Source organism: Paractinoplanes pyxinae (assembly GCF_026626335.1).
Lineage (GTDB): Bacteria > Actinomycetota > Actinomycetes > Mycobacteriales > Micromonosporaceae > Actinoplanes > Actinoplanes pyxinae.
In genome coordinates this window covers 194,058-214,986 of record NZ_JAPNTZ010000019.1, presented here as the reverse complement: position 1 = coordinate 214,986, position 20,929 = coordinate 194,058, and the positions used below count along the sequence as shown (strand labels likewise).

At 70.4% G+C, this 20,929-nt stretch carries 17 protein-coding genes and 1 pseudogene; 13 read left to right on the top strand and 5 right to left on the bottom strand.

Annotated elements, in window-relative coordinates:
- Positions 1 to 789: pseudogene (locus OWR29_RS40845) on the bottom strand (hypothetical protein); the annotation flags it as partial.
- A gap of 130 nt (positions 790 to 919) precedes the next feature.
- Here OWR29_RS40845 and OWR29_RS40840 point away from each other — a divergent pair.
- From OWR29_RS40840 to OWR29_RS40825, 4 genes are all read left to right on the top strand, one after another.
- A complete protein-coding gene (locus tag OWR29_RS40840) occupies positions 920 to 3,202 on the top strand; it encodes a putative bifunctional diguanylate cyclase/phosphodiesterase (RefSeq protein ID WP_267568960.1) in 2,283 nt (760 codons plus the stop codon).
- Positions 3,203 to 3,233: 31 nt separating this feature from the next.
- Positions 3,234 to 4,475, top strand: a complete 1,242-nt coding sequence (locus tag OWR29_RS40835; protein WP_267568959.1) for a putative bifunctional diguanylate cyclase/phosphodiesterase — start codon at positions 3,234 to 3,236, stop codon at positions 4,473 to 4,475.
- 118 nt (positions 4,476 to 4,593) lie between these two features.
- A complete protein-coding gene (locus tag OWR29_RS40830; RefSeq protein ID WP_267568958.1) occupies positions 4,594 to 5,025 on the top strand; it encodes a nuclear transport factor 2 family protein in 432 nt (143 codons plus the stop codon).
- 4 nt (positions 5,026 to 5,029) lie between these two features.
- Positions 5,030 to 5,650, top strand: coding sequence for a TetR/AcrR family transcriptional regulator (locus OWR29_RS40825; protein ID WP_267568957.1), 621 nt, complete (start codon positions 5,030 to 5,032; stop codon positions 5,648 to 5,650).
- Here OWR29_RS40825 and OWR29_RS40820 read toward each other — a convergent pair.
- On the bottom strand, positions 5,604 to 6,209 hold the full coding sequence (locus OWR29_RS40820; RefSeq protein ID WP_267568956.1) for a helix-turn-helix transcriptional regulator: 606 nt from the start codon (positions 6,207 to 6,209) through the stop codon (positions 5,604 to 5,606). The genes OWR29_RS40825 and OWR29_RS40820 overlap by 47 nt on opposite strands.
- Entirely contained in the window at positions 6,127 to 8,316 is a 2,190-nt protein-coding gene (locus OWR29_RS40815; protein ID WP_267568955.1) for an AAA family ATPase, read from the bottom strand. Before OWR29_RS40815 ends, OWR29_RS40820 begins: the two co-directional genes overlap by 83 nt.
- A gap of 251 nt (positions 8,317 to 8,567) precedes the next feature.
- Between OWR29_RS40815 and OWR29_RS40810 the strand changes: the two genes are divergently transcribed.
- Positions 8,568 to 9,344 carry a class I SAM-dependent methyltransferase gene (locus tag OWR29_RS40810; RefSeq protein WP_267568954.1) on the top strand — a complete coding sequence of 259 codons (777 nt, stop codon included), beginning with the start codon at positions 8,568 to 8,570 and terminating at the stop codon, positions 9,342 to 9,344.
- 183 nt (positions 9,345 to 9,527) lie between these two features.
- Here the strand turns inward: OWR29_RS40810 and OWR29_RS40805 are convergent, their stop codons facing one another.
- A complete protein-coding gene (locus OWR29_RS40805; RefSeq protein ID WP_267568953.1) occupies positions 9,528 to 10,547 on the bottom strand; it encodes a LacI family DNA-binding transcriptional regulator in 1,020 nt (339 codons plus the stop codon).
- Between the two features lie 219 nt (positions 10,548 to 10,766).
- Between OWR29_RS40805 and OWR29_RS40800 the strand changes: the two genes are divergently transcribed.
- From OWR29_RS40800 to OWR29_RS40770, 7 genes are read left to right on the top strand one after another with little or no spacing between them, the layout of a single operon-like run.
- The gene (locus OWR29_RS40800) at positions 10,767 to 12,128 is read left to right on the top strand and encodes an extracellular solute-binding protein (protein ID WP_267568952.1); all 1,362 of its coding nucleotides are present in this window, start codon (positions 10,767 to 10,769) and stop codon (positions 12,126 to 12,128) included.
- A 2-nt stretch (positions 12,129 to 12,130) separates the two neighbouring features.
- Positions 12,131 to 13,060 carry a carbohydrate ABC transporter permease gene (locus tag OWR29_RS40795; protein WP_267568951.1) on the top strand — a complete coding sequence of 310 codons (930 nt, stop codon included), beginning with the start codon at positions 12,131 to 12,133 and terminating at the stop codon, positions 13,058 to 13,060.
- Entirely contained in the window at positions 13,057 to 13,902 is an 846-nt protein-coding gene (locus OWR29_RS40790; RefSeq protein WP_267568950.1) for a carbohydrate ABC transporter permease, read from the top strand. The genes OWR29_RS40795 and OWR29_RS40790 overlap by 4 nt, the downstream gene beginning before the upstream one ends.
- The gene (arfA, locus tag OWR29_RS40785; protein WP_267568949.1) at positions 13,899 to 15,398 is read left to right on the top strand and encodes an arabinosylfuranosidase ArfA; all 1,500 of its coding nucleotides are present in this window, start codon (positions 13,899 to 13,901) and stop codon (positions 15,396 to 15,398) included. The genes OWR29_RS40790 and arfA overlap by 4 nt, the downstream gene beginning before the upstream one ends.
- 39 nt (positions 15,399 to 15,437) lie before the next feature.
- Entirely contained in the window at positions 15,438 to 15,887 is a 450-nt protein-coding gene (locus OWR29_RS40780) for a hypothetical protein (RefSeq protein ID WP_267568948.1), read from the top strand.
- Positions 15,884 to 16,234: a DUF5615 family PIN-like protein gene (locus OWR29_RS40775; protein ID WP_267568947.1), complete on the top strand. Its 351-nt coding sequence runs from the start codon at positions 15,884 to 15,886 to the stop codon at positions 16,232 to 16,234. The genes OWR29_RS40780 and OWR29_RS40775 overlap by 4 nt, the downstream gene beginning before the upstream one ends.
- A gap of 23 nt (positions 16,235 to 16,257) precedes the next feature.
- The gene (locus tag OWR29_RS40770) at positions 16,258 to 17,268 is read left to right on the top strand and encodes a molybdopterin-dependent oxidoreductase (protein ID WP_267568946.1); all 1,011 of its coding nucleotides are present in this window, start codon (positions 16,258 to 16,260) and stop codon (positions 17,266 to 17,268) included.
- On the opposite strand, the gene OWR29_RS40765 is transcribed toward OWR29_RS40770, so the two are convergent.
- Positions 17,261 to 20,185 carry an MGH1-like glycoside hydrolase domain-containing protein gene (locus OWR29_RS40765; RefSeq protein ID WP_267568945.1) on the bottom strand — a complete coding sequence of 975 codons (2,925 nt, stop codon included), beginning with the start codon at positions 20,183 to 20,185 and terminating at the stop codon, positions 17,261 to 17,263. The genes OWR29_RS40770 and OWR29_RS40765 overlap by 8 nt on opposite strands.
- Positions 20,186 to 20,352: 167 nt before the next feature.
- On the opposite strand from OWR29_RS40765, the gene OWR29_RS40760 reads away from it, so the two are divergent.
- Positions 20,353 to 20,874, top strand: a complete 522-nt coding sequence (locus OWR29_RS40760) for a hypothetical protein (RefSeq protein ID WP_267568832.1) — start codon at positions 20,353 to 20,355, stop codon at positions 20,872 to 20,874.
- Positions 20,875 to 20,929 lie beyond the last annotated feature (55 nt).

The following is a 20,929-nucleotide window of genomic DNA, read 5'->3' as shown; positions in this document are numbered from 1 at the left end:
GGCGGGGGCCGGCGCGGGGGGCGGGGGGGCGGCCCGCCGCATGTGCAGGTACTGCAGGCGCAGGCCGACCGGCATGAGCAGGCACGGCAGCAGCTGGGACACGTAGATGACGCCGGGGTCGTCGTTGCCCGTCACCAGGGTCACGGTCGAGGCGGCCACGGCCGTGCCGGTCACACCGATGCTGGCCACGATCCCGGGCAGGCGGGCGAAGGGCGCGGTGCCGCCCAGCATGAGCTTGAGCAGGCCGACCGTGATCAGCAGCATGACGGCCGAGGTGGCGGCGGCGCCGAACACCTCGGCCCGGTTGCCTTCGGTGACGGCGCCGGCCAGCAGGAAGTACCAGAGGAAGACGGCCACGCCGGCCAGCACGGTCGCCGCGTCCAGCCACAGCCGCAGCCGCTGCCGGCCGGTGCCGCCGAGCGGGTGGAACACCATGGCCAGCACCACGGTCAGCATTCCGGCCACGACGAAAGCGGTCTGGACGACGCTCGGGCGGTGCCCGGCCGAGCTGTCGAGGAGGGTGAGAACCGTCTGGTAGCCGTCGCCGAGCGCGCAGCACACGCCGGTGACGAAGACGGCCAGCCAGAACCGCCGGGCGTGCCTTTTACCGGCGTTCTGCCGGACCAGCCGCCACGAGGCGACGGCGATGGTCACGTCGAGGCCGGTCTGCACCGCCCACGAGACCCGAGCCCCGCCCGGGCCGGCCAGGAACCACCAGACCAGGGCCAGGCTGAAGACGGTCAGGCCGGCCAGCACGGGGTCCGGGGTCAGCCGGCGCCTTGATTCCACAACCGGGCAGATCGGCACCGGCCGGGACCAGGTAAGGGTTCTCGAGTTTTCCGGCGCATTGCCTTGAGACCGCGCAAGCGCCGCCGATGGGAGGTCCCGCAAAGGGCCGTGACCGACCGGAGGCAGGACGATGGAGCAGGCGAAGCGGAACGCCCTCGCGCTCGGCGGGGCGGCGCTCGTCGTGGCCGACGCGGTGTGGCTTCTGATCGGGCTCGGCCACGAGTGGTCGTATCCCGTCCTGGGTTGGCTCCCGCTCCCGGCCGGGGCGGCCCTGGCCGGGTACGCGTGCCTGTCGGCCGCACGGTCGCGGAAACTCGACCCGGCGACGCGGCGGTTCTGGCGCAGCCTGGCCCTGGCCGCTGCGCTGTTCGGCGCGGGCACGGTCTCGAACGCCTTCGACGCGCTCGGTGGCCCCCAGCCGTCGCAGCGGATCGGCTCCGTCTCGATGGTGCTCTACCTGTCCGTCATGGGCGTGGTCATCTGGGCCCTTCTGCGGCTGCCGTCGTGGCAGCGCACCCGCGGCGACTGGGTGCGGTTCACCCTCGACGCGTGGGTGGTGCTGGTGGCCGGGGCCGCCTTCGTCTGGCAGTTCTCGATCCGTGGCAACCAGGAGTGGGTGACGGCGTCCGGTTCGACGGGCGCGGTGCTCGTGATGGTGGCCGTCGGCTTCGTCGCCGTCGTCACGTTCCTCAAGGTCGCCCTGGCCGGCGCCGGCCGGATCGACCGCCGGGCCCTGCACCTGCTGGCGGGCGGCGCCGCGCTCAGCGCCTTGTTCGGCGGCCTGACCCCGTTCCTGGGCGAGCACCCGTACCTGTCCTCGAGCTTCGCCGCCGTGCCGATCGGCTCGCTCGGCATGATCCTGGCCGCCGGACAGCAGCTGCGCGGCGGCGGGCGCGCCTCTCTGCCCCGGTCGCACCAGCGCCTCAGCGTCGTCCCGTACCTCGCCGTGCTGGCCATGATCGGCCTGCTGCTGTCCACCGGCGGTGGCGACCCGGCCGTGCGCATCGCCACCGCCCTGCTCACCGTTATGGTCATGGCCCGCCAGGTGTACGCGTTGATAGAGAACCGCCGCCTGCTGACCACGGTTGACGCTAACCTCACGCAGCTGCGCGACTACCAGGACCGCCTCTCGCACCAGGCCACCCACGACCCGCTCACCGGCGTCGGCAACCGCGCCCTGTTCGAGGAGGCGACCGGCCTGCTGATCGGCGGCCGGGCCCCGGTGCACGTGGCCCTGCTCGACATGGACGACTTCAAGAACGTCAACGACCGGCACGGCCACCACACCGGCGACGAGCTGCTGGTGCTGGTCAGCCGCCGGCTGCGCGCGGTCGCCGGCCCGCAGGGCATCGTGGCCCGCCTCGGCGGCGACGAGTTCGCGATCGTGCTGCGCGACCTGGAGCCCGTGCACGTCGAGGAGATCCTGAACCGGGTGCTGGCCGCCCTGCGCGAGCCGCCCGGCCTGGCCGGCGCGCCCGTGCGCGGCGTGGCCAGCATCGGCGTGACCACCGCCCGGCCCGGCGACACCCCCGGCGACCTGCTGCGGCGGGCCGACGTGGCGATGTACGCGGCGAAGGCGGCCGGCGGCGACCGGTGGCAGTGGTTCGACGCCGCCCACGACGAGCAGGCGCAGGAGGAGGCCCGGCTCGGCGACGACCTCGACCTGGCCCTGCTCCGGGACGAGATGTTCCTGCTCTTCCAGCCCATCGTCGAGCTGCCCTCGGGCCGTCCGACGGGGGTCGAGGTGCTGCTGCGCTGGCGCCACCCGACGCTGGGGCTGGTGCCGCCGGACGTCTTCGTGCCGCTGGCCGAGCGCACCGGCCGGATCGTCGACATCGGCCGCTGGGTGCTCGAGAACGCGTCCCGCCAGGCCGCGCTGTGGCAGCACCGCTACGGCGAGCGGGCCCCGGCCAAGGTGAGCATCAACGTGTCGGCCCGCCAGCTCGCCGAGCCGGGGTTCGTGGCCGAGGTCGAGGACATTCTCGCCCGTACGGGGGTCGACCGCGACCGCCTGCTGCTGGAGGTCACCGAGACGGCCGTTCTCGGGGCCGGCGCGCCCCTGGAGGCGGTGCGGGAGCTGCGTGAGCGGGGGCTGCGGGTCGCCCTGGACGACTTCGGCACCGGGCAGAGCTCGCTGTCGCTGCTGCTCACCGTGCCGGTCGACGTGCTCAAGGTGGACAAGTCGTTCGTGAGCGGCGAGGCCGCCGGCCAGGCGGGCGCGGTCATCGTCGAGCACCTGATCGGGTTCACCAACGGTCTGCGCATGGAGGCGGTGGCCGAGGGCGTCGAGACCGAGGACCAGGCGCAGCGCCTGCACGAGGCCGGCTACTCGCTGGCCCAGGGGTTCCTGTTCGGGCGCCCGGTCACCGCCGAGGAGATCGAGTCCGGCCTGCTCACCGCGGCCGCCCGCTAAGCCGGCCGGGCCGGGTGCCGATCGGAGCTTTGTGACCGGCACCGATCTGGCGGACCGGGCGGCGTTCCTGCGCCGGCTCGACGAGGCCGCCGAAGGGCTCCAGCGAGGCACCCCACCGGGCGTGCTGGCCGTCGACCTGGACGACTTCGCCAGCGTCAACGACGTGCTCGGCTACGAGGCGGGCGACCGCATCCTGGCCGCCGTGGCCGTCGAACTGCGCAAAGCCGTGGGTGACACCGGCATCGTCGGGCGGCTCGGCGGGGACCGGTACGCCGTGCTGGCGCCGGAGATCTCGGCGCCTGAACTGCAGGAGCTGGCCGAGCGGGTCCGGGTGGCCCTGGCCGGCCCGATCGACTCCGGCGGGCGTCCCGTCTCGGCGCGGGCCAGCCTCGGCGTCGCCCACGGCGCCCCCGGCGACAACGGTTCCGCCTTGCTGAGCAAGGCCGAGATGGCGTTGCGCACGGCCAAGTCCCGCGGTCACGGGCGGCCCGTGCCCTACGAGTCGGGCATGAAGGCCCGCTTCCTCGACCAGGCGACGCTGCTCGAGGGCCTGCACGACGCGGTCGCCGGCGGGCAGCTCGAACTGGTCTACCAGCCGATCGTCCGGCTCGGCGAGGGGTCGCTGACCGGTCTGGAGGCGCTGGCCCGCTGGCAGCACCCGGCCCGGGGGCCGATCATGCCGGGCGACTTCATCCCGATCGCCGAGCGCAGCGGGCTCATCGTCCCGCTGGGGCGCTGGATGCTGGCCGAGGCGTGCCGCCAGCAGGAGGCTGACTGGCCCGAGACGTACGTCAATGTCTCGGCCCATCAGCTGCGCGAGCCCGGCTTTGCCGAGGAGGTGGCCCGCACGGTCACCGCGCCCGACCGGCTGATCATCGAGGTGACCGAGCAGGCCCTGGCCGAGGAGGCGGTCGTGCGCACGTTGCGGGCCGTGCGCGATTCCGGCGTACGGGTGTCGCTGGACGACTTCGGCGCCGGACCGGCCTCGCTGCGGGCCCTGGCCTCGGCGCCGATCGACGTCATCAAGCTGCACGGCTCGATCACCGAGCAGATCATCACCTCGCCCCGGCAGGCCGCCGTGGCCCGGGCCATCGCCGGGCTGGCGGCCGAGCTGGGCATCACCGCGGTGGCCAAGGCCGTGGAGGGCGCCCCGCAGGCGGCCATGCTGCACGATCTCGGCTACCGGCAGGGGATGGGCTTCCACTACGCGGTGCCCCAACCCGCCCGGGCCATCCCGTTGTTCCTGGCCAACGAGGCGCTGCTGACGCCGTAGCGGCTCAGCAGGCGATGTAGCCGCCGTCCACGAACAGCTCGGCGCCGTTCTCTCCTGGATTTTGACGACAACCCGTCGTAATCTTTGCGACAGGTTGTCGCCAAGAGAGGATCCAGCCATGGACGATCGTGCCGAGATCATCGAGTTGTTCGCCCGCTACGCCGACATCGCCGACCTCAAGGAATTCACCGATTTGCCGGGGCGCGTGCTGACCGACCCGGTGACGCTCGACTTCTCCTCGGTCGGCGACATTCCGCCGATGACCCTGCCGCTTCCCGAGTACGTGGGAATACTCCGCGCCTCGTTCGCGCCCTTCACCGCCACCCACCACGCCATCACGGGGCACGCGGTCGAGATCGACGGCGACCGGGCGCGGATCCACGCGCACGTCCGGGCCGAGCACTGGCCGGCGGACAGCCCGGATCGCTGGCTGGTGGTCGGCTTCTACGACAACGAGGCCGTCCGCACGCCGCAGGGGTGGCGCTTGAGCACCGTGAAGCTCACCGTCGCCCACCAGGAGAACGCGCACCTGGCGCCTCAGGCAGGATGACGGCATGCCGCGGATCCGGGGAGCCAGCATCGAGCAGCACCACGAGATGGTGTGGGCCGGTCTGGCCGAGGCGATGCGCGAGTTGCTGCTCGAACGCGACTACGAGTCGATCACCATGGGGCACATCGCGGCCCGGGCCGGGCTGGCCCGCAACACGCTCTACAACTACGCACCGGACAAAAGCGCGCTGGTGCTGGCGCTGACCGAGCGGGCCGGCCGCCCGATGCTGGCCGGCGTCACCGAGATCGCGCGCCGGTCCGCTCCGGCCGCCGACCGTCTGCGCGCAATCGTCGAAGCCGTGTTGAAGGCCTCGACCGACCAGGCCCTGCAGCCGATGTTCCGCCCCGGCGCGGGCTCGCTGGTGGCCGACGTGCCCAAGGGCCCGGACAACCCGTTCAACGCCGTGGTGGCCGAGGTCGAGAACGTCGTGCGGGACGGCATCGCGGGCGGGGAGTTCCGCGACGCCGGGGACGTGCCGCTCACGGTGGAGCTGCTCTCCGGGGCCATGCGGGCGGGCGCCGAGCGGATCGGGCGCGACCCGGCGTCCTACGCGGACACCGTCGGCGCGGCGCAAGAAGTCATCCTCGCCGCACTAGCGCCGCATCCAGGTCGTGGCGTGAGGTGATGCCCAGCTTGGCGTAGGCGTGGGCCAGGTGGGTCTCGACCGTGCGGCGGCTCAGGATCAGGCGGGCGGCGATCTCGCGGTTGGTCAGCCCGCTCGCGGCCAGGCCGGCCACCTGATGCTCGGCGGTGGTCAGCGACTCGGGGCCGTGGGTGGCCGGGCGGCGGGGGCGGGCGCCGGCCGCGTGCAGTTCCGCGGTGGCCAGGGCGGCCGCGCGGTGAGCGCCGGCGGGGGCGGTGAGGCTCAACGCCGTACGCAAGGGATCGCGAGCCGCCTCGCGGTGACCGGCCCGCCGCAGCGCGCTCCCGAGGGCGATCAACGCGTGCGCGTGGGCGAGCCGGTCGGCCGTGCCGTCGCTGACCTTGACCGCGTGCTCCAGCAGGGGAAGCCGCTGCTCGCGCGGGGCCACCAGCGCCTTCACACGCAGGGCCGTACTGAGTGGACCGGGCGCCTCGGCCGACTCGGCCAGCCGCAGGTTCTCATCGGCCAGATCGCCGGTCGGGGTGCCGGTCGCGACCAGGTCGGCCCGCCAGGTGGCCAGGGCCGGATGCCGTACGCCCATCTCGCGCCACATCGCCCCGGCCGCCCGCAGATCGGCGACCGCATCGCTCGTGCGGCCCTGAACCTGGCGCAGCCGGGCCCGGCTCTGCAGGAACATCGGGCTGCTGAGCGCGTACGGCGGTGGCTCGCCCGGGAAATCGTTGCGCAGCAACGCTTCCGCGTCGTCCGGCCGGTTCGCCTCGAGCAGCGCGTCGAGCAGCGGGCACAGCGCGAACAGCAGGCCGCCGGGCGGGGTGTCGCAGCTCAACTTGAAGTCGACGGCGGCCCGGCCGTCGGCTACCGCCTCGGACACGAGACCGGCGGGCAGCACGGCCAGCGAGCGCAGGAACCGGCCGTGCGCCACCGTGCTCAACCAGCCACGCGGCCCGGCGTCGCGGGCCACGGCCTCGCTCATGGCCCGAGCCGTATCCAGTTCGCCGTTCAGGATCAGCGTCAGGCCGGCCAGCGTGGGCAGCAGGGAATCGGGTCTCGGCGGCCAGGGTGCCGTCTTCGAGCAGGGGCCGCAACCCGTCCAGATTTCGCGCGGCCGGCTGGGCGTCGAACGTGTTGTTGATGGCGTCGATCACTCGCCACAACGGCAACGGGGACGGTTGCGTGCGCTGCCGGGCGGCGTACTCGTGGGTCAGCGGCATGGTGCGGCTGTCCAGGCCGGCCGCGGCGGCGATCTCGGCCTCGACCCGGGCCCGGGTGACCGGCGGCGTGTCCTCGGGCGCCAGGCGGAGCACGGCGATGGCGGCCGCGCCGTGGGCGGCGATGGCCAGGGCCCGGCCGCAGCGCAGAGCGGCCTCGGCCCGAGCCGCGGGGTCGGTGATGCGGGCGACGGCCTCGTGCGCGAGGGCGGTGGCGCCCTCCCGGCGGACGGCGGCCAGGGCCAGCGCCAGCTCGAGGCGGATCGCCGGGTCGGGATGCGGGTCCTCGTCGAGCGCGCGGCTCAGATAGGTGGCGGCGATCTCGGGCGCGCCGCGACCGGTGGCCCGGGCCGCCGCCGAGCGCAACGCCCGCACCACCTCGGGCCGCCCGGCCGGTTCGGCCCGCAGCAGGTGCACCGCCGTACGTTCCGGGTCCTCCCCGCGCGCGGCCAGCAGATCGGCCGCGCGGGCGTGCCAGACGGCCCGCTCGGCGCCGCCCAGGTTGTGCAGCAGGGCCGTGGCGATCATCGGGTTGGCCGGCTCCCACTCGTCCGGCGCCACCAGCCCCGCGATGCGCAGAGCGTCGGCGCAGGCGACGGCCCGTTCCAGCCCCAGGCAGGCGAGGTCGGCGGCATCCCGCAGCCGGGCCGCCGAGCCCAGAACGGCCAGGGCGGTGGCGAACGCGGCGCAGCCGTCCGGCATCCGATCCAGCCGCAACGCCAGCCAGCGCGCCACCTCCCGAGCGCCGTCCGTGTGGCACAAGCCGTCCGTGTGGCACAAGCCGTCCGTGTGGCACAGCAGGAACGGGTTACCGCCGCTGGCCCGGTGGCAGGCGGCGGTGAACTCCGGTGTCGCGTGCGGCAGTCGCTCGTGGATCAGGTCGGCCGCCGCCGCCTCGTCCAGCGGCCCGAGCGTCACGACGTCCCCGGCCAGCAGGTCGCCGAGAACCCTTTCCCCAGTACGCATGGTGAGCACCAGAGCCAGCGGCAGCCCGTCGATCCGGCGGGCCACCCCGGCCAGCCAGCGCTGCGACGGCAGATCGGCCCAGTGCGCGTCGTCGACGAACAGCACGGCTGGGGTGCGCGCAGCCACGGCGGTGGTCAGGCAGAACAGGCCGTGCGTGGCCGCGTACATGGCATCGGGGTTGCTAGCCGGCGGTGGGTCACCAGTGGTCAGCACGCGGGCCGCCAGCCCGGCCGGCCCCCGGCAGAGCCGGCGCCAGCCCGGAGCCGACTGCAAGGGCGCGAACGCCTGCCGCGCCACGGCGAACGGAAACTGCTGATCGAGCGGATTGCCGCGGGCCCGCAGCACAGTTAAGCCGGCGTTGGCCGCCCCGGCGAGAGCAGCCTCGGCCAGCGCGGTCTTCCCGATCCCGGCGTCCCCCTCGATCATCACCAGTCGCCCCGAGGCGACGGCGCCCACAGCGATCCGACCGGCCAGCTCGGCCAGTTCCGCATCCCGTCCGCACAGCTCGGTCATCGTCGCGGCGTCCAAATCTCGGTAACGCCTCCACGATGCTCCCGCCGGACCCCAGGGGCCAGCCTGAGGGCACATGCCCGACACCTGATGCCCCCGCGGAGCTGCGCGGGCGCATCCCGAAACCCGACGCTCGCGCAGGGCCGCGCGTGCGCATTCCGACACCTGAGGCTCCCGCGGGGCTGCGCGGGCGCATTCCGGCATCTGAGGCTCGCGCGGGGGCGCGGGCACACCGAGACACCTGAGGGGAAGTCATGAGCAACTACGTGATGGGGCGGACCGCCGAGGAGTACGAGCGGTTGCGCCGTCAGGCCGAGGTCTGGGCGCCGGCCACGGCGCACCTGCTGGATCGGGCCGGGCTGTCGCCGGGCGACCGGTGCCTCGACGTGGGCTGCGGCACCGGCGCGGCCATGGAGCTGATGGCAGCGCGCGGGGGAGTGGTCACCGGGATCGACGTCGACGCGACGCTGGGCGCGCTCGTCCCCGGCACGTTCGTGCAGGCCGACGTCGAGAAGGACGACGACGCGGTGCCGGCCGGCGGGTTCGAGCTCGTGTACGGGCGGCTGATCCTGCTGCACGTGAGCGACCCGGCCGCGGTGCTGCGCCGCATGTGGCGGTGGGTGGCGCCGGGCGGCGTGCTGGTGGTGCAGGACTACGACATGCGGGTGGTCGACAGCTACCCGCCGTCGTCGGTGCTGGACGAGTGGCGGCGCGTGTTCCTGGGCGCGTACGCGGCGGCGGGCCGCGACGTGGGGCTGGGGATGCGGCTGCCGGCGCTGTTCGCCGAGGCGGGGATCGGCGCACCCGACGCCACCGACGTGACCGGCCGCCTCGGGACGACCGCCGACTCGGCCGGGATGCTGGCCGCCACCTTCCGCAGCATCGCGCCGCTGGCCATCGCGCAGGGCCTGACCACCGAGGAGAAGCGAGACGCCTGGCTGTCCGAAATCGATACTGCGGCCCGCGTCTACGGCGACCACAGCGCGATGTGGCCCCTCCTGATCGGCGCGGCCAGGCACAAAGAACCGTGAGGCCAAGCCAAGCCAATGCGTGCCGAACCGACGCATGCCGAACCGACGCGTGCCGAACCAGGACGTGGCAGCACGTGCAGAGCCAAGCCGAGTCGGCCGTGCCGCTCCGCCCAAGACATGTGAACCTAGGTTCCTAGGATGCTTTAGCGATGGTGCCGGACGGCGACACCAACGCGACGGCGGCTACGACCGGCCGAGAGTGCTTTCGCGGGGGATGAGCCGGTGCGCGGCCCGCAGTTCCACGCCGGGCACCGGCTCGGGGCTGCCGATGCGCAGCATGAGCCGGTCAACGGCGGTCCGGGCGATGGCCTTCTTGTCAGGCGAGATCGTGCTGATGGTCGGCCGCCCGTACCGCCCGTCCTCGATGTCGTCGTAGCCGATGATCGCCACGTCCTCGGGCACCCGCAGGCCGCGTTGCAGCAGCGTGTGGATGGCACCCGAGGCGACCAGGTCGCTGTAGCAGAAGACGGCGTCGGGCGGGTCGGCCCGGTCCAGCAGCGCGGCCATCGCGGTCGCCCCGTCGACGCGGTTGAAGCGGGCCGTGCCGATGATCAGCGACTCGTCGACCGGGCGGCCGGCGGCGGCGTGGGCGGCCCGGAAGCCGCGGGTGCGCAGCTGGGCCGCCTCGCCGGTGGGGTACGGCTGATCGCCGATGGCGGCGATGCGCGTACGGCCGATTTCGATCAGGTGCGACACGGCGGCGGAGGAGGCTGCAATGTCGTCGATGCCGACGTGGTCGAACGTGCCGTCCGAGGTGCGTTCGCCCAGCACGACCAGCGGGAGGGCTTGGTCTCGTACGGAAAGGTCTTGTTGGGAGAGACCGAGCGGACTGAAGATCATGCCGTCGAACAGGAGCCGCCTTGCCCCCTGCGAGATCAGTGACGCCTCGTGCGCCGGGTCGCCGTCGGTCTGGTCGACCAGCACGTTGTAGCCGGCCTCACGGGCGGCCGGGATGATCGCCTGCAGCAGCTCCGAGAAGTAGGGCGTGTCCAGATAGGGCACCACGACGACGATCTGTCCGGAGCGGCCGGTGGCCAGGTTGCGGGCCAGCACGTTGGGGCGGTAGCCGAGCTGGGCGATGGCCCGCTCGACCTTCTCGCGGGTGGTGTCGGTGACCCGGGCGTAGCCGTTGACCACGTTGGAGACGGTGCGCGGCGAGACGCCGGCCAGCTCGGCGACGTCGCGCAGCGTAGTTTCCCGCATCGATCACTCCCGATCATGAATGTCCTCTTGCCACGGCCGGGCCGGTGGGCGCATAGTCTTTTGCAGCGCTGCAATCAGACTTTAACCCCCTTGTCACCCGGCGAGCGGTGCTCTCCCCTCACCCTCCTCGGCATCCACCCATAGCGTGCCCGCGGCCGGCGTCATCCCTAGGAAGGTGACGCTGCGTAGAGAGGCGCGCTTCAGGAGGCCAGGAAACTCATGCGCAGAATCCCCGTCGCCCTTCTTGCCACCTTCACCCTCGCCCTCGGGTTGTCCGCCTGCGGGAGCGATGACGACGGCGGCGGCAGTGGTGGAACTGCCGCCAAGCCCACCAACTGCACGAACAAGATCGTCAAAGAGGACGCGCCCCGCGTGCTGGTGTGGGCGTGGTACCCGAACATGGCCAAGGTCGTCGACAACTTCAACAATCAGCACACCGACGTCCAGGTGTGCTGGACGAACGCCGGTCAGGGCCAGCCCGAGTACGAGAAGTTCCAGACCGCCATCTCGGCCAAGAAGGGCGCGCCCGACGTCATCATGCTCGAGGCCGACCAACTGGTCGGGTTCGAGATTCAGGACGCGCTGGTCGACCTGGCCCCGTTCGGCGCCAACGACGTGAAGAAGAACTTCAGCGAGGGTGCCTGGAAGGACGTCTCGCAGGGTGAGGCGGTCTACGCGATCCCGGTCGACGGCGGCCCGATGGCGTTGATCTATCGCACCGACGTCTTCAAGAAGTACGGGATCACGTCGCCTCCGAAGACCTGGGACGAGTACGCCCAGCAGGCGGCCAAGGTGAAGGCGGCTGGCGGTCCCGTGTTCGGCGACTTCGGCAGCAACGTGCCCGCCGTGACCACGGCCCTGATGATCCAGAAGGGCGCGGTGCCGTTCGTCTACGACCTGGCGGACAAGCAGAACATCACCGTCAAGCTCGACGACCAGGCCACCAAGGACGTGCTTACGTACTGGGGCGAGCTGGTGAAGAAGGGCCTGGTCGGCAAGGAGGACCAGTTCACCACCGACTACATCGCGGGCATGGTGGGCGGCAAGTACGCGACGTACGTGTCGGCCGCCTGGGCCCCGGGCTATCTGACCGGGTCGGGTGTGGGCGCCGGCAAGGACAAGGGCAAGTTCGCCGTGGCGCCGCTGCCGCAGTGGGATCCGGCCAGCCCGGTGTCGGTGAACTGGGGTGGTTCGGCGTTCGCGGTGACCAGCCAGGCGGCCGACAAGGCGCTGGCGGCCAAGGTGGCGATGGGCATCTACGCCGACGAGGCGTCGCTCGAGGACGGCTGGAAGACGCAGACGATCTTCCCGCTGAACCAGGGCGTGCTGAAGTCGGACGAGTTCGTCAACGCGAAGGTCGACTTCTTCGGCGGGCAGACGGCGAACAAAGACGTCTACATCCCGGCCGAGAACGCGTACAAGGGCGCGGTCTACAGCCCGTTCACTGTTTACTACTACGCCCAGTTGCAGGCGCAGATCGTGAAGATCAACGCGGGCAAGACGACCGGGGAGCAGGCGGCCGTCGACCTGCAGAAGCAAATTACCGAGTACGCCCGGAGCCAGGGCTTCACGGTGCGGTGATCATGATCGACACACTCCGGGAAGCGCCGTCCGCGACGACGGTGCGGACGCGCCGCCGCCGCGCCACCCGACCAACTGGTTGGCTCTTCATCCTGCCGTTCCTGATCGTGTTCGCGGCGTTCCTGCTCGCGCCGCTGATCTACGCCGGCTACCTGAGCCTGTGGACGAAGGGCCTGGCGACCGGAACCACGTTCGCCGGGTTCGACAACTACACCCGCGCTTTCGGCGACCCGTCGTTCCGTAAAGGCCTGTGGTTCGTCCTGAAGTTCAGCCTCGTCGTCATTCCGCTGCAGATCGTGGTGGCGCTGGTGGCGGCGCTGGTGCTCGACGAGGTGACCGGGCGGCTGGCCCGTTTCTCGCGGCTGGTCATTTTCCTTCCGTACGCCGTTCCGGTCGTTCTGGGTGCGCTGATGTGGGGCTTTCTGTACAGCGCGAGTTTCGGGCCGGTCGAGCAGATCGCGACCGCTTTCGACGTACGGGCGCCGTTCCTGCTCAGCCAGGGCAACATCTTCTACGGGCTGCTCAATGTGGTGACCTGGCAATGGTCGGGCTACTACATGATCATCATCTATGCCGCGTTGCGCAGCATCGACTCGTCCATCTACGAGGCGGCCCGGATCGACGGCGCGAGCGGCCGGCAGATCGCCTTCCGCATCAAGGTGCCGATGGTGTCGTCGGCGCTCGTGCTGATCCTCATCTTTTCGCTGATCGGCACGCTGCAGTTCTTCACCGAGCCGCAGATCCTCGGGCCGATCGCCAACGGCTCGGTCACGCCGGACTTCACGCCCAACATCTACGCGTTCAACCTGGCCTTCCGCTACGCCCAGTTCAATTACGCGTCGGCCATCTCGTTCTCGCTCGGCTTCGTGGTGTTCCTGGCCGTCGCCATCTTCATGGTCGCCACCCGCAAGCGGGGGAGCATCTTCACATGAGACCTCGACACGTCGGGGCGAAACTGTTGCTCCTCGCGCTGTGCTGCTATTTCCTGGTGCCGGTGTGGTGGCTGCTGGTGGCCAGCACGAAGAATGCCGAAGGGCTGTTCTCGGGCTCGGGGGCGTTGTGGTTCAACGGCTTCCACCTGTTCGAAAATCTGGGCGACCTGTTCACTTTCAACAACGGCGAGTTCGTGCGCTGGCTCGGCAATTCGGTGTTGTACGCGTTCGCGGGCGGGGTCGGGTGCACGGTCATCTCGGTGCTGGCCGGGTACGGGTTCGCCAAGTTCACCTTCCGCGGACGGAACGCGGTCTTCGCGCTCGTGCTGGGCTCGGTGATGGTGCCGTTGACGGCGCTGGTGATCCCGACGTTCGTCCTGATGTCGAATGTGGGGCTGACCGACACCATTTGGGCGGTGATCCTGCCGTCGCTGCTGAGCCCGTTCGCGGTCTATCTGATGCGGGTCTACGCGGCCGCCTCGGTGCCCGACGAACTGCTCGACGCGGCGCGCATCGACGGGGCCGGTGAGCTGCGGACCTTCGTACGCGTGGCCCTGCCCCTCATGCGGCCCGGGGTGATCACCGTGCTGCTGTTGTCGGTCGTGTCGACGTGGAACAACTTCTTCCTGCCGCTGACCATGCTGTCGAGCTCGAAACTGTTCCCGCTGCCCGTCGGCATCGGATTGTGGACGCAATTGGCCAGCTCCAACAACGCCGGCGGCCAATCGCTGTGGAACCTCATCATCGTGGGCTCGCTCGTCTCGATCGTCCCGCTCGTCGTCGCCTTCCTGACGCTGCAGAAGTACTGGCAGGGCGGGCTGGCCGTTGGGAGTCTCAAATGACGTTGTCCGCCCGGCTCGGCCTCGACACGGAACGGGTGGTCGCTCCCGTGTCGCGGCGCACCTTCGGCTCTTTCGTCGAACACATGGGGCGAGGTGTGTACGGCGGCATCTACGAGCCGTCGCACCCGGCCGCCGATGCGGACGGCTTCCGGCGGGACGTGCTTGATCTCGTACGGGAAATGGGTGTCTCACTCGTGCGGTATCCGGGCGGCAATTTCGTGTCCGGGTACCGGTGGGAGGACGGGATCGGGCCGGCCTATCAGCGGCCGGTGCGGCGGGATCTGGCCTGGCACAGCCTGGAGACCAACGAGGTCGGCATCGACGAGTTCATGCGGTGGGCGACCAAGGCGAATCTGGACGTCATGTACGCGCTGAATCTGGGCACCCGAGGCGTTCAGGAGGCGTTGGACGTCCACGAGTACCTGACGTTCGAAAGCGGCACCCATCTGTCGGAGCTCCGGCGTTCACACGGGGCCGACAAGCCGTACGGAATAAGGTCTTTCTGCCTCGGCAACGAGATGGACGGCCCGTGGCAGACCGGCCACAAAACCGCCCACGAGTACGGCCGGCTGGCCGCCGAAACCGCCCGGGCGCTGCGCTCGGCCGACCCGTCGCTCGAACTCATCGCCTGCGGCAGCTCGCATTCGTCGATGCCCACGTTCGGCGCCTGGGAGGCGACGGTTCTCGAGCTGGCCTACGACGAGGTCGACGCCATTTCCGCCCACGCCTACTACGAGCCGATCGACGGCGACCTGGCCAGTTTCCTGGCCTCGGCCGTCGACATGGACCATTTCATTGACAGCGTGACGGCCACCGCGGACAGCGTCGGAGCCCGCCGCAAATCGAAGAAACGCATCAGCATCTCGTTCGACGAATGGAACGTCTGGTACCTCTCGAAGTTCCAGTCCCGCCCCACCCCCGTCGACTGGCAGGTGGCCCCGCGCGTCATCGAGGATTCCTACAACGTCGCCGACGCCGTGGTGGTCGGCAGCCTGCTGATCTCCCTGCTGCGCCACAGCGACCGCGTGACCGCCGCCTGCCAGGCCCAGTTGGTCAATGTCATAGCCCCCATCCGAGCCGAACCCACAGGCACGGCCTGGCGCCAGACCACATTCCACCCTTTCGCCCTCACGTCCCGCCTGGCCCAGGGCAACGTGCTCGACGTCAAAATCACGTCCCCCGCGTACGAGACCCCCCGCTTCGGCGCCGTCCCAGTGCTCGACGCCGTGGCCACCCACGACCCGGCCACCGGCGACCTCACCGTCTTCGCCGTCAACCGCCACCAAACCGACCCAGTCGACCTGACAATCCCGCTCCCCGCCTCGACGCAAGTCGCCGAGTCCTGGCTCCTCACCGACAGCGACCTAAAAGCCACCAACACCCAGGAAAATCCGGACCGGGTTGTCCCCCGCCCAGCCGAGCCCACCCTCACCGACAACACGCTCCGCCTGACCCTCCCGCCGGTCTCGTGGTCGGCGATTCGTCTGGCCGGTTAAGACCGCGACAGGGCGACGGCAAACGACCACGATGTAGCCATGACGGCTCCGCGCTCGGTGCGATTCGATGCGGAGGTTTTGTCCCGGTTGGATCGCTATGTGAGGGAACATCCGGGCTCATCCTCTTCGTCGGTCGCCAACATGTTCATCGACGAGGCACTGAGGGCGCACGAGCATCCTGGCATCATCTTCCGTCCCGGCCCGACTGGCCGGAGGGCGGCGCTCTCGGGCGGCCCCGATGTATGGGAAGTCGTCGCGGCGTTGAATGCCATCCGTGATGAAGACCCTGAGATCGACTCCGCCTCCCTTCTCCGTCAGCTCAGCGAGGTGACGGGCCTGTCACCGGCACAAGTCGGCATCGCGTTGCGTTACTACGCGGCTTATCCCGGCGAGATTGATGAACGGATAGTCCTCAACAACGAGGTTGCGGACCGGGAGGAGCAGTTGTGGGAAGCCCAGCAGAAGCTTCTCGAGAAGCGGAAGCCTTGACGGGCCTCCTGCTCGACGAGATGTATCCGCCGGCGCTCGCACAACAGCTGCGAGCCGCCGGCCACGACGCAGTCGCCGTATTGGAGGTCGACGTCGGTCTTGCTGCCAAGACTGACGAGGATGTTTTGGCCTGGGCAGGCCGGAACAGCCGGTGCGTGGTCATCGAGAACATCAGCGACTTCGCTCGCCTGGCTCAGCAGGGCTTCGGACACCACGGAATCGTCTTCGTGTCCGCGCGGCGATTTCCGCGAACCGGGTCCGGACTCCAACGCATCGCCAAGGCGCTCGACGAGCTGCTGGTGGCGGGTGGCCTGCCCGGTCCGGACGGTGTCGTCTGGTTGCGGTGAGCGCAGGCGGCTAGCGTTCGGGCATGCGGGTGAGTTTCCGGGCTCGGCAAGGTGGGCGGCGCGTCGACCTCGTGCTCGGGCTGCTCGTGGCGGTTGGAGTGCTGACCGGGACGGCGGCCAACACCATCGGCGTGAACTGGCCGCTTGACCTGATTCAGCTGCATGCCGGGGCGGCGCTGGCCATTCTGCTGGTGGCGCCGTGGAAATACGTCGTCATTCGGCGGGGGCTGGGGAACAAGCGGCGCGGGAGCGGGAAGAAGGCGTTGTCGCTCGCGCTGCTCGTGTTTGTGCTGGTGACCATCGGCAGCGGGCTGCTGCATTCGACGGGGCGGGTCGAGCGGGTCGGGCCGTTGACGCTCATGCAGATTCATGTGGGGGCGGCGATCGGGGCGCTGCTGGCGGTGGCTCTGCACTTCGTGGGGCATTACGTGCGGCCGCGGCGGACCGATGTTGATCGGCGGGCGTTGCTGCGGCTCGGGGTGCTGGGGGCGGGCGCGGCCGTCACCACCGCGGCGTGGGACACCTGGGGTGCGACCGAGCGCCGCTTCAGTGGATCCGTCCCGCAAGAGAAGCTACTGGTCACATCCTGGTTCGACGACGGCATCCAGCGGATAAGGCAAACCGATTGGTCCGTACGCGTGGGGGACGCCACCTTCGACCTGGCCGCACTTCTGGCGTTGCCGCACGAGCGGTTCGACGCCGTCCTCGACTGCACCAGCGGCTGGTACAGCGAGCAGACCTGGGATGGTGTGCGCCTGAGCGCCCTGCTCGAGGCGGCCGGTGTCCGCGCGGGCGGCTGGCGCAGCCTCGAGGTGCGGTCCACCACCGGTTACGCCCGCTGGTTCGGCGCCGGCACCCTGGACGACGTCTGGCTGGTGACCGCGATCAACGGCAGCCCCCTGACGTACGGGCATGGCTACCCGGCCCGCATCGCCGCCCCCGGCCGACGGGGCTTCTGGTGGGTCAAGTGGGTGGCCTCGATCCAGCCGTCGTCGCGGCCGGCCTGGGCGCAGTCGGTGTTCCCGCTCAGTTGACCGCGGAAGGACGGCTGAGCACGGTGAACCGGCTGATCGCCAGCGTGCCCGCATCGAGGCGCAGGCCGAAGGCAGGGGAGCCGGTCGTCGCGGCCAGCGGCGCGGTATGGATCAGCGTCCAGGCGCCGGCGTGTTCGTGCCACGTCGTCAACGTGCCCGAGCGGGCCACGACGGCGAAGCGGTCGCCGGCCTGCCACTTGACGTTGGCGCAGCAGCCGCCGTCGGGCTGGGCGGCGCCGTTGACCCGTACGTCGGCCCCGGACGTGCCGAAGTGGTTGTTGTACCAGGCCAGCGCGTTCGTGCTGTCGCCCGCCGAATAGCCGACGAATAAGCTGTCCTCGGGGGAGGAGCCGGCGAACTTCGCGGGTTCGACGATGACCGCCGATCCGGTGGTGACGGGCGCGGCCAGTACGGCGAACGAGCGCGCGCCGGCCGCGGCCGTCAGCGTGCCGCCGGCGACGGTCAGTTGTGGCGACGGTTCGGCCGCCGGATGGTCGACGCGGTACTGGGCGAGCCGGTCGGTGGAGAAGTCGTCGTCCCACACCGTCACGGGATAGTCGGCCGGGTCGAACTGGTAACGCGTCGGCAGCAGGGCGCCGCTCACCCCCGCGCCCGCCTGGGCCAGCAGCCGGATCGGCAGGCCGGCCACCGGATCGGCCGATGCGGGAACGGTGACATCCCACGTTGTCGTCAGGGTGGCGCCGGCGTTCAGCACCGAGGCCTGCGCGGCGTTGCGAGCGGTCGCGGTCCAGCCGCGCGGCACCTGCAGCGACGCCTGCACGCCGGTGGTGCGCTGGGCGGCGGTCACCCGGGTCTGCACGGTCACGGTCCGGCCGGCGTCGATCGCCAGTGAGGGCACCGAAAACGAAGCCTTCAGCCGCGGATCCGGCTGCCGCCACACCTGCAGCGCCGTGATGCCGAACGATCCCGGCGCCACGACGCGCAGCCGGTCGGTGGTCAGCGGCGGATCCACCACGATCCGGTTGATGGCCCGACCGGCCGGCGCTTCGGGCGTACGGTGCTGGCCCGGAACGTCCTGCCAGGCGCCGCCAGGTGTCTGGAATTGCAGCGTGTACGACGGGGGAGTGCGCACACCGCCGCCGTCGTCATAGAAGTCGACGCGCACGTCGGAAACCACTGTCGGCGCACCCAGATCGACCGCCAGCCAGTCGCTCGTGTTCGGCGTCCCGTACGACGTCCAGCGCGTCGTCGGCACGTCGAGGTGGAAGTCCTGCCCGTCGATGGCGTTGGCCGCGGTGTCGCCCGACCAGGTGTAGGAGGCACTGGCGGCCGGAAAACCTGTTTCCCGTACGTTGGCCGCGTCGTCCACCAGCTCGGGCTGCCCGGCCGGGGGCGCCGCGGGCGGCACCGGCAACCGGATGTCGCCCAGGGTCGTACGGGAAAGCTTCTGCACCCCGTCGATCCAGACGCGCATGCCCGAACCGCGACCGTAGACGCTGCCGTCCTTGTCCCACACCACCGTCAGGTTGTGCCCGTGGTACGGCACGTTCTCGACCGCGAAGTGCGTCCAGCTCGCCGGCGCGAGAGGCGCGATGCGCACCGTGTCGTCGGACTGGGGCCGGATGCCGAGCAGCCCGGACAGCACCAGGTCGGTGAACGTCGAGTGGTTGTAGTCCTCGCTGTGCCCGCGCCCGTCGTAGATCCAGCGGTCCTCGTCCGGATGGTGCGCCTCGGCCACGTACGGCTGGCCGTTCTTGCGCTGGGTCAACGCGTACGAACGAAGCAGTTGAACGTAGTCGTCGGTGTCCACAAAAGACTGCGCGGGATAGTCGAGCAACTGGTTCGCCAGTGCCGTCAGCGTCTGGCTGGTGGCGAACGGCCAGCTCGGCCCGTCCCACCGGCAGCAGCCGTTCAGCGCCTCGTGCATGAACCACCGGCTGCGGCGCTCGGTGGTGGTCGGCCCGTACGCGGCCGCGAAGCCCTGCGGATCGGTCAGCTGCTCCCACGCTTTCGCCGAGGAGGCCGAGGGCATGTGGAAGTACCACGGCACGTACCCCATCAGCTCCCGATCGGCGATGCGGGTGCTCTGATCCTTCATGACGTGCTTGTAGAAGGAGCCGTCCCACAGCACGCGTTCGGTGGCCGCTTTCAGTTGCGCCGCCTCGGCTTCCAGGCGCCGCGCCGCCGCCGGGTCGCCCGCCTTGCGCTTCAGCAGGGCCAGGGCGCGGGCGTCGCCGTACTGGTAAGCGTTCAGCGTCGGCCGGTACCCGTCGCCGCCGTGGTAGGGGTCGCTGCTCTGGTACGAACTGGCGGTGAACTCCATGGCGTCCCACACCGGCGTCTGCCAGTAGACACCGCGGGCCGCGTCGAAGTTGGTGCGCTTCCACCCCTCGTACTGCCGCTCGAGCGCCGGCATCCGCTCGGTGAGGAACCGCCAGTCCCCGCTGACCTCGGCCCGCGCCACCGCCGCGTCCACCGCCCAGAACGAGTACTGGTGGGCCCAGTCGGTGGTGTTCTTGTTCAGGTCCTCGGTGGCCGGCTTGGCCTCCGAGCCTGAACCGGTGAGCCAGTAGTCCAGATAGTCGTCGAGGTAACGCCGATCCCGCAGCCAGCGCCCCTCGTAGAGGTGGTGCCCGGCGGCCGCGTTGATCCCCCCGAACGGCGCCGAGTAGCCGACCGGCCCCAGGAACTCCGAGACGATCCAGCCGTCCTTGGGCCCGGTGTACTTGAGCGCTTCCTTGAAGGTGCGCCACCGGTAGTAGTACGTCTTCTCGATCTCGTCGTCGGGCAGGTCGACGAACGGAATGTTGGCCTCGTACCACTCCGGCTCGGGCGTGTTGCCCAGTAGCGCTCGGTGATCGAGCACCTGAGTCGTCGTTCCGATCGGGGGATAGACGGGGGGTGCCAGTAGCGCCAGCATCGCCGCGGCCCCGACCGCCCACTGACCCAGCATCATCGCACGCCCCTGTCACCCGAACGAGCATGAACGCCCAAAGTCAAACATCGGCGTTCATCGACGTCAAGGGCGGGGCGGGCTTGCGGAACATCGGCGACCGCCGATATGGTCCAGCCGCTGACCCTGTCACCGACCGGCAGCCACACATCTTCAACGGGGGAACCACCATGAAGGGTGCCAAGGCACTCTCGGCTCTTGCTGTCCTCGCGGTCGCCGGCGGTATCGGCGTGGCCGTCTCGGGCGTCACCGCCGCGCAGGCCGATGACACACCGCCGTCGCTGGTCGAGGACTACACCCACCCGGGCGCCGCAGCCATCCTGGCCGAGCACGACCTGAAACTGTTCAAGGGCGACGGGCACATCCTGTTCGACTCCAAGCGCACCCTCGACGACGGGCAATGCCCGGTCGGGCTGATCCAGGTCGAGAAGTCCACCGCCGGCCTGCCGCCGTTCGGCTACTACTACTGCTTCAAGAGCATCGGCACCAAGGGCTTCCTCACCCTCGAGGTCCCCGGCACCTTCGGCGTGCGCGGCGGCACCGAAGACCTGATCGTCAAGGCCAAAGTCTCCGGCGACCCCAACGCCGAGACCAAAGAGTTCGAGGTCGAGCCCAACGAGCCCGTCGCGATCGACCCCGGCGCGGGCAACGACTTCCCCAAGGCCGTCCTGGTCGAGATCCGCATGAGCTGACCGCCCGCCCGGTCCAGCCCTTTCCCATTACGCGTCGACGCCTGCCGCCACGGCA

Bases quoted from the DNA above. Each gene is read 5' to 3' on its own strand.
- OWR29_RS40830 (WP_267568958.1), top strand. From the start codon at position 4,594: ATGGACGATCGTGCCGAGATCATCGAGTTGTTCGCCCGCTACGCCGAC.
- OWR29_RS40770 (WP_267568946.1), top strand. From the start codon at position 16,258: ATGCGGGTGAGTTTCCGGGCTCGGCAAGGTGGGCGGCGCGTCGACCTC.
- OWR29_RS40760 (WP_267568832.1), top strand. From the start codon at position 20,353: ATGAAGGGTGCCAAGGCACTCTCGGCTCTTGCTGTCCTCGCGGTCGCC.
- OWR29_RS40815 (WP_267568955.1), bottom strand. From the start codon at position 8,316: ATGACCGAGCTGTGCGGACGGGATGCGGAACTGGCCGAGCTGGCCGGT.
- OWR29_RS40800 (WP_267568952.1), top strand. From the start codon at position 10,767: ATGCGCAGAATCCCCGTCGCCCTTCTTGCCACCTTCACCCTCGCCCTC.
- OWR29_RS40790 (WP_267568950.1), top strand. From the start codon at position 13,057: ATGAGACCTCGACACGTCGGGGCGAAACTGTTGCTCCTCGCGCTGTGC.
- OWR29_RS40820 (WP_267568956.1), bottom strand. From the start codon at position 6,209: ATGGGCGTACGGCATCCGGCCCTGGCCACCTGGCGGGCCGACCTGGTC.
- OWR29_RS40810 (WP_267568954.1), top strand. From the start codon at position 8,568: ATGAGCAACTACGTGATGGGGCGGACCGCCGAGGAGTACGAGCGGTTG.
- OWR29_RS40840 (WP_267568960.1), top strand. From the start codon at position 920: ATGGAGCAGGCGAAGCGGAACGCCCTCGCGCTCGGCGGGGCGGCGCTC.
- arfA (WP_267568949.1), top strand. From the start codon at position 13,899: ATGACGTTGTCCGCCCGGCTCGGCCTCGACACGGAACGGGTGGTCGCT.
- OWR29_RS40780 (WP_267568948.1), top strand. From the start codon at position 15,438: ATGACGGCTCCGCGCTCGGTGCGATTCGATGCGGAGGTTTTGTCCCGG.
- OWR29_RS40765 (WP_267568945.1), bottom strand. From the start codon at position 20,185: ATGATGCTGGGTCAGTGGGCGGTCGGGGCCGCGGCGATGCTGGCGCTA.
- OWR29_RS40795 (WP_267568951.1), top strand. From the start codon at position 12,131: ATGATCGACACACTCCGGGAAGCGCCGTCCGCGACGACGGTGCGGACG.
- OWR29_RS40805 (WP_267568953.1), bottom strand. From the start codon at position 10,547: ATGCGGGAAACTACGCTGCGCGACGTCGCCGAGCTGGCCGGCGTCTCG.
- OWR29_RS40825 (WP_267568957.1), top strand. From the start codon at position 5,030: ATGCCGCGGATCCGGGGAGCCAGCATCGAGCAGCACCACGAGATGGTG.